Origin of the sequence: Chryseobacterium sp., assembly GCF_022712095.1 — a bacterium.
In the GTDB taxonomy this organism is placed as follows: Bacteria; Bacteroidota; Bacteroidia; order Flavobacteriales; family Weeksellaceae; genus Chryseobacterium.
This window is the reverse complement of record NZ_JALAHD010000205.1, coordinates 1-5,738: the sequence shown is the minus strand read 5'-3', so window position 1 is coordinate 5,738 and position 5,738 is coordinate 1. Positions and strand designations below refer to the sequence as shown.

5 protein-coding genes and 1 tRNA gene are annotated in these 5,738 nt (G+C 33.0%); all 6 read right to left on the bottom strand.

Going from position 1 to position 5,738, the window contains the following annotated elements:
• A partial coding sequence (locus Q0A18_RS10580) for a hypothetical protein (RefSeq protein ID WP_292010117.1) occupies window positions 1–328 on the bottom strand: 328 nt, incomplete at its 3' end.
• A 256-nt stretch (window positions 329–584) separates the two neighbouring features.
• On the bottom strand, window positions 585–1,253 hold the full coding sequence (locus Q0A18_RS10575; protein WP_292010116.1) for a hypothetical protein: 669 nt from the start codon (window positions 1,251–1,253) through the stop codon (window positions 585–587).
• A gap of 5 nt (window positions 1,254–1,258) precedes the next feature.
• Window positions 1,259–2,224 carry a hypothetical protein gene (locus tag Q0A18_RS10570; protein ID WP_292010115.1) on the bottom strand — a complete coding sequence of 322 codons (966 nt, stop codon included), beginning with the start codon at window positions 2,222–2,224 and terminating at the stop codon, window positions 1,259–1,261.
• 121 nt (window positions 2,225–2,345) lie between these two features.
• Window positions 2,346–2,418 (bottom strand) — tRNA-Phe (locus tag Q0A18_RS10565).
• A 101-nt stretch (window positions 2,419–2,519) separates the two neighbouring features.
• Window positions 2,520–4,361 (bottom strand): lysophospholipid acyltransferase family protein, encoded by a 1,842-nt coding sequence (locus Q0A18_RS10560; RefSeq protein ID WP_292010114.1) that lies wholly within the window; start codon window positions 4,359–4,361, stop codon window positions 2,520–2,522.
• A 23-nt stretch (window positions 4,362–4,384) separates the two neighbouring features.
• Entirely contained in the window at window positions 4,385–5,623 is a 1,239-nt protein-coding gene (locus tag Q0A18_RS10555; RefSeq protein WP_292010113.1) for an aspartate kinase, read from the bottom strand.
• Window positions 5,624–5,738: the final 115 nt, after the last annotated feature.

Below are 5,738 nucleotides of genomic sequence, written 5' to 3'. Positions count from 1 at the left end.
CTAAAAGAAAAAAGAATGTAGTGTAAATTAATACAATAAATGCAAAAACAATATATTCAAGCTTTATTTTTGTGAGTTCATTTATGAATATAAAGAATGTGCCAAAAAAACCTCTGCGTTTGAATCCTCCATCTTGATAATTTATTAACCATTCACCCAAATACCAGCCATTTCGATTGACTATGATTTGTAAATAACTATTCTTTATGCTGGATAAGGCATATATGAGGCATATTATGCCAATTAGATAGTTGATTATAGGGAAACTGATACGTTGAATGAGATGGGGAAGGGTACCGAAACTTTTAGTGTTTGCAGTCTTAATCATTTGTATTTTTTTGCTATTACAAAATTAAGAATTCTTATATAAAAATTAAGCAAATTTAAAATATGTACCAAAGTCCATTTCGGATATTTTTTGGTAAATTCCAAAGTAAAGACGGTTTCATAATATTAATAAGAAACTCTGGATTGTTTTTCCTGATTGATATCTTGTGCCATGGCGAAAAATAGACTTTCTTTCATATAACCGTAATTCTGAAAATCAGCTATTTTATGAGTAGAATTTCAGTTTCGGTTTTCTTTTATTTTTGCCTGAAAGATTCTAAAGTACCATTCTCTTTATAAGTAATACTATATGTTGACCTTTCATTTTTAATAGAAGTTGGGTACCAAAGTATCTTTCCTTTACGAACTATAGCATATAATGTATAGTTCTGATCAAGGTTTTTTATTTCTTTTTTCTTTTCAGTAATCACATTGTAGACATTGTTTGCATTTTTGAAAGGAATTTTATTTAGATTGATCAGATCAGCTTTAATATCCTCATTTTTAGACAAACGAAGTGGTTCTGGTCTTTTCCAGTGTCCATTCTGGTACCAGTATTCGTCTACATATTCAGAATTTTCAGGGTTCTGAATCTGGATAGAAATTCTGCCATCATCATAGAAATGAACGCTTTTATATACGAAAATTGATTTTCCTGTAAACTGGGGAAGAGAGCGTAAGGCATTTTCAGCATCCTCTAACTGTACTATATCTGCTGTTAAAATACCTTTTTCTTTTTTAGTGTTGTTTCTTTTTACAGGAATATTCCTTTCAGGAAGTTGTGTTTTAATATTACCCTCATTGCTTACAGGAATTTCAGAAATGCTTTCAGGATCACTGAGTGTATCGTCGATACTCTTTTTAAAATCTTCACATCCTATCAGAAAAACAGTGAGCGCACAAACGTATAGGTTTTTTCTTTTCATATTACTTACTTCTTTTCATCTAAAAAATCAAAAACTTCAGGATTGTCCGGAAGATATAAAATATCTCTTTCTTTTAACTGATTGATCTGACCTATGTCCATTAAAGATACAATTTTTTTGATAGAGGTTTGATGTAATTTTCCCTGACGGTCTGTAAATTCAATGATGAACTTTACCTGAGGTTGTTTATTAATATAGGTGCCGGTTTGGGAGGCGTCATTAATCTTTGCAGTTGCACGGATTCCCTTAAATTGAAGTTTTATATGATCTTTCGGAGAAAGTTTGTTAAAAAGTCTTTGTATGAAAATATAAATGATTCCAAAAAACAAGAAAATAATAGGTGATAAAATAAGCGGGTGATCCAGTGCAAGGAAACGCCATCCATATCCGTAATTTTCATGGATATATGAATAAAAATAATAGTAGATTACCCCTACAAGCAATAAGCCCCATACAATATATAGCAGAAAATTAATTTTTGACTGTATATTTTCTAAAGTTACATAAGGTCTTTTTTTAAATTCAGGGTCTACCCGCAGATAGATTATTTTTCCTGCTGTAAACCTTTTTTCCTGAGGTTTACTGTCATTAACAGGCATGGTATAGAGAATGGTTTCATGAGATAAATTATCAAGTTCCAGGATTAATTCTTTGAACTCAAAATTTCGGATCATCTTCTGATTTTTTATTTCTTTAATGACAGCCGAAATCCGTGTTCCATGGTTCATAATATAGTTTATATTTCTTTTAGTCATAAATCCGCTTCTGTACATGAGATAAAATGAGTATCCGAAAGAAAATGCCCACAAAATAAAACTTAGACCTAAATAAACTAGAGCTACTTTACCATCCTTAAAAGGAAGGCTGCTATAATGAACTGTATTATAATAGATAATAGCAGGGTGTATAAAAATAAAATAAGGAATGAGGAGAAAAGGGAGTAAAGCGAATAGATTCAAAATTTTTTTCATATCGATGGATTATGGAACTGTGAAAATATATTGTATTAAGTGAATTTGATAAAAGCGAATATTGAACTATGGTCATAAAACTTTAATAAAAAAACCACCTTTTTCGAGGTGGTTTAAAAAGTGGTTTCTCCAGGAATCGAACCAGGGACACATGGATTTTCAATCCATTGCTCTACCAACTGAGCTAAGAAACCATTTTGGTTGTTTACTTCGTTGTTTTAAAGTGATGCAAAAGTAGCAACTTTTACCATACGAAGCAAGTATTATTGAAAGTTTTTTGCTTTTAAATAAAAACTTACTGATTATCAGCCGGATTATTTTCCTGTTCCTTTCTGATTTGTTCACTCATCTCTTCCAGGACAGGTTTAATAGTGCTTTCAGGCAGATCGCTTATTCTGATATACATCAGGCCGTCAATCGCATCGTTGAAATGAGGGTCGACGTTAAAGGCAATAACCTTTGCATTTTGTTTAATGTATTTTTTAATAAGGACAGGTAACCTTAATTCAGGTTCAAGATCATCAATGATCTTATCCAGTTTGTTAAGATCGGATTCCACCTCCTCAAAAAATAAGTTTTTATCACGGTCTCTAAGTCTTACCTTGTATTCATTTTTTGGAGTGATATACTGAGCGACGGCAGAATCAAAATAATTGGAGCGCATGAATTCAATCATTAAGGATTTTGAGAATTCTGAAAACTTATTGGAAATGCTTACACCTCCCATTAAGAATTTATGATCTGGATTCCTTAGGCAGACATGGACAATTCCTCTCCATAAAAGGAAAAGAGGAAGAGGTTTCTGCTGATATTCCTGGGTAATATAAGCACGTCCCATTTCAATAACTTTTTTGAAAAAAGGATGTATATCCTGCTCAAATTCAAATAGGGAACTGGTATAAAAACCTTTTACCCCGTATTTTTTCATAACTTCTTTTCCTAATGCCATACGATAGGCTCCTACGAGACGTTCTTCCGCATTATCCCAAAGGAAAAGATGATGATAGTGTTTGTCATATTCATCCAGATCGAAAGGAAGATTGCTTCCTTCTCCTACCGCTCTGAAAGTAAGCTCTCTTTGGCGCCCTATTTCCCTCATGATAGAAGGGATTTCTTCATAGGTTGTAAAGAATATTTCATAATTGCCGTTGCTGAACAGCATTTTATCTGAACATCTCAATCTTTGAATATCGCTTATAAGATCCTCTTTAGGCGTTTCATCAATGATGTTCTGGATAATATTTTCGTCTTTTAATAAAGGAAATTTTAAAGAAAGATTAGGAAGATTAAATACCTGTGAAAGAGATTTCCTCTTATCATAATAGGACTTCATCATATAGACCTTTCTTTTCAGATATTCACCCAGCTCTTCAATGGTTTCCATTTCTTCCATGGCTCTAACGGAAATAGGTCTTCCAATCCTGATTCGAATAGGATCTTCCCGGTCACTCATCATTTCTGAAGGGAGCATTAAGGTCTGGAGATTGGGGTGGATCTTGGCAATCTGATAAAATAGGCTGCTGTTTTTAGCATGGAAATACATGGGAACAACCGGAACTTTTGCTGCTCTGATTAATTTGAGCGCAGGCTTTTCCCAAGCCCTATCCAATATTTCATTATCTGCATTATTTTTGTTAGAAACTTCTCCCGCAGGGAAAATTCCTATACAACCGCCATTTTCAAGGTGCTTTAGAGTTTCACGCATTCCTGAGGAACTGTTATATGCATCTTTTCTTCCTTCAAAGGGATTAACTGCGATAACGTAGGGTTTCATTGGATTGATCTTTTCCAATAAAAAATTACCCATTATTTTAAAATCAGGACGTACTTCTGTTAAGATCTTGCACATTAAGATTCCGTCTATTGCTCCCAGAGGATGGTTGGAGACGAGAATAAATGGACCTGTCTTGGGGATTTTAGCGAGATCTTCTTCAAATGCGATGTATTTGATGTTTCTTTCTTTTACGAAAGAATCAAAAAAATCTTTACCTTCTTTATCTTTTAATTTATCGTAGAGTTTATTTACTTCATTTATTTTGGCAGCGCTCATCACGGCAGACGCTATAGGGTTCTTGAGAAACCCTATTTTATGTAAGCCGGAAGCTTTTATCAAATCGCTTTTCGAAATTAAGCTCATGTTTTTTTAACGTTCATTTGGTTTTATTGTGTTACCATCTGAAGTGTATTCTTTGAAATTTGCTCTAACAATACACTTTTTCCATGATAAAACTGGTCGATATTATCCATATTCGCATTTCTTACAGTAAATAAAGATACATTTTTTATAATTCCCGTCTCAAAAATCTTTTGTAATTCTTCATTTAATTCATCAGCATGATTAAATTTATCTTCTAAACAAAGAGCCAGGGAAATAGCTGAATTCTGCATTAAAGATACTTTAATTTTATGTTTTGCTAAATGATTGAAAATCATACTCATATGATCTTCAGCAATAAATGAAAAGTCTCTGGTAGATATGGTTAAAAGAATCTGGTTTTCTTTCAGGATATAAGATTCTTCCTGTTGATTCTTATCCGTAATACCTACTTTTGTTCCTGCTTTTGTAGGATCAACAAAAGATTTTACATAAAAAGGAATATTTTTCTGTTGTAGAGGCTGTAATGTTTTTGGGTGGATAACACTTGCTCCGTAATAGGCCATTTCAATAGCCTCTTCATAGGAGATATTGGAAAGGAGGGATACATTTTCGAACTTTCTGGGATCACCGGTCATTACACCCGGGACATCTTTCCAGATGGTCATGGCTTCTGCATTCAGGCAATAAGCGAAAATAGCCGCGGAATAATCGGAACCTTCTCTTCCAAGTGTTACTGTGAAATTATTTTCGTCGGAACCTATGAATCCCTGAGTAACGTAACACATTTCAGGGTTTAATTTACTAATAAGTTCTTCCGTTTTGTTCCAGTCTACAACTCCGTCTCTGTATGAATTATCCGTTTTAACATAATCTCTGGCATCGAGCCATTGATTTGTAAACTGTATATCGTTCAGATATTCACTGACAATTTTTGTAGAAATCATTTCTCCACAACTTACAACCTGATCATAGACAAAATTGTAATTAGGTGATTTATTCCTTCTTAAGAAAGAATCTATATCATCAAAAAATAACCTGATCTCCGAAAAAACAGGATGATTTTCTTCAAACAGTCCCTTTGCAATCTCTATATGTTTCTGTTTAATATTTTTAATTTCAGTTTGATAGTCCTGTTTATGGAAATAAAGTTCTACCACTTTTTCCAACTCATTAGTGGTTTTCCCCATTGCTGAAATAACCAGCAAACATTGGGTGAAACCTTGGCTTTTTAAAACCATTGATACGTTTTTTACACTTTCAGCGTCTTTTACAGAAGCGCCACCAAACTTGAAAATTTTCATTAAAATATTAAAAATAAAATTGTTAGGTTAGAAATACTTAAGTTTATAACAGTTGGCAAAATTATAAATTTACAACGAGATATGAAAACAAGATATAAAATAGTCTATCAATATG

What these genes read in the sequence shown, in the direction of transcription:
- Q0A18_RS10575 (WP_292010116.1), bottom strand. Translation starts at nt 1,253, where the DNA reads ATGAAAAGAAAAAACCTATACGTTTGTGCGCTCACTGTTTTTCTGATA.
- Q0A18_RS10555 (WP_292010113.1), bottom strand. Translation starts at nt 5,623, where the DNA reads ATGAAAATTTTCAAGTTTGGTGGCGCTTCTGTAAAAGACGCTGAAAGT.
- Q0A18_RS10560 (WP_292010114.1), bottom strand. Translation starts at nt 4,361, where the DNA reads ATGAGCTTAATTTCGAAAAGCGATTTGATAAAAGCTTCCGGCTTACAT.
- Q0A18_RS10570 (WP_292010115.1), bottom strand. Translation starts at nt 2,224, where the DNA reads ATGAAAAAAATTTTGAATCTATTCGCTTTACTCCCTTTTCTCCTCATT.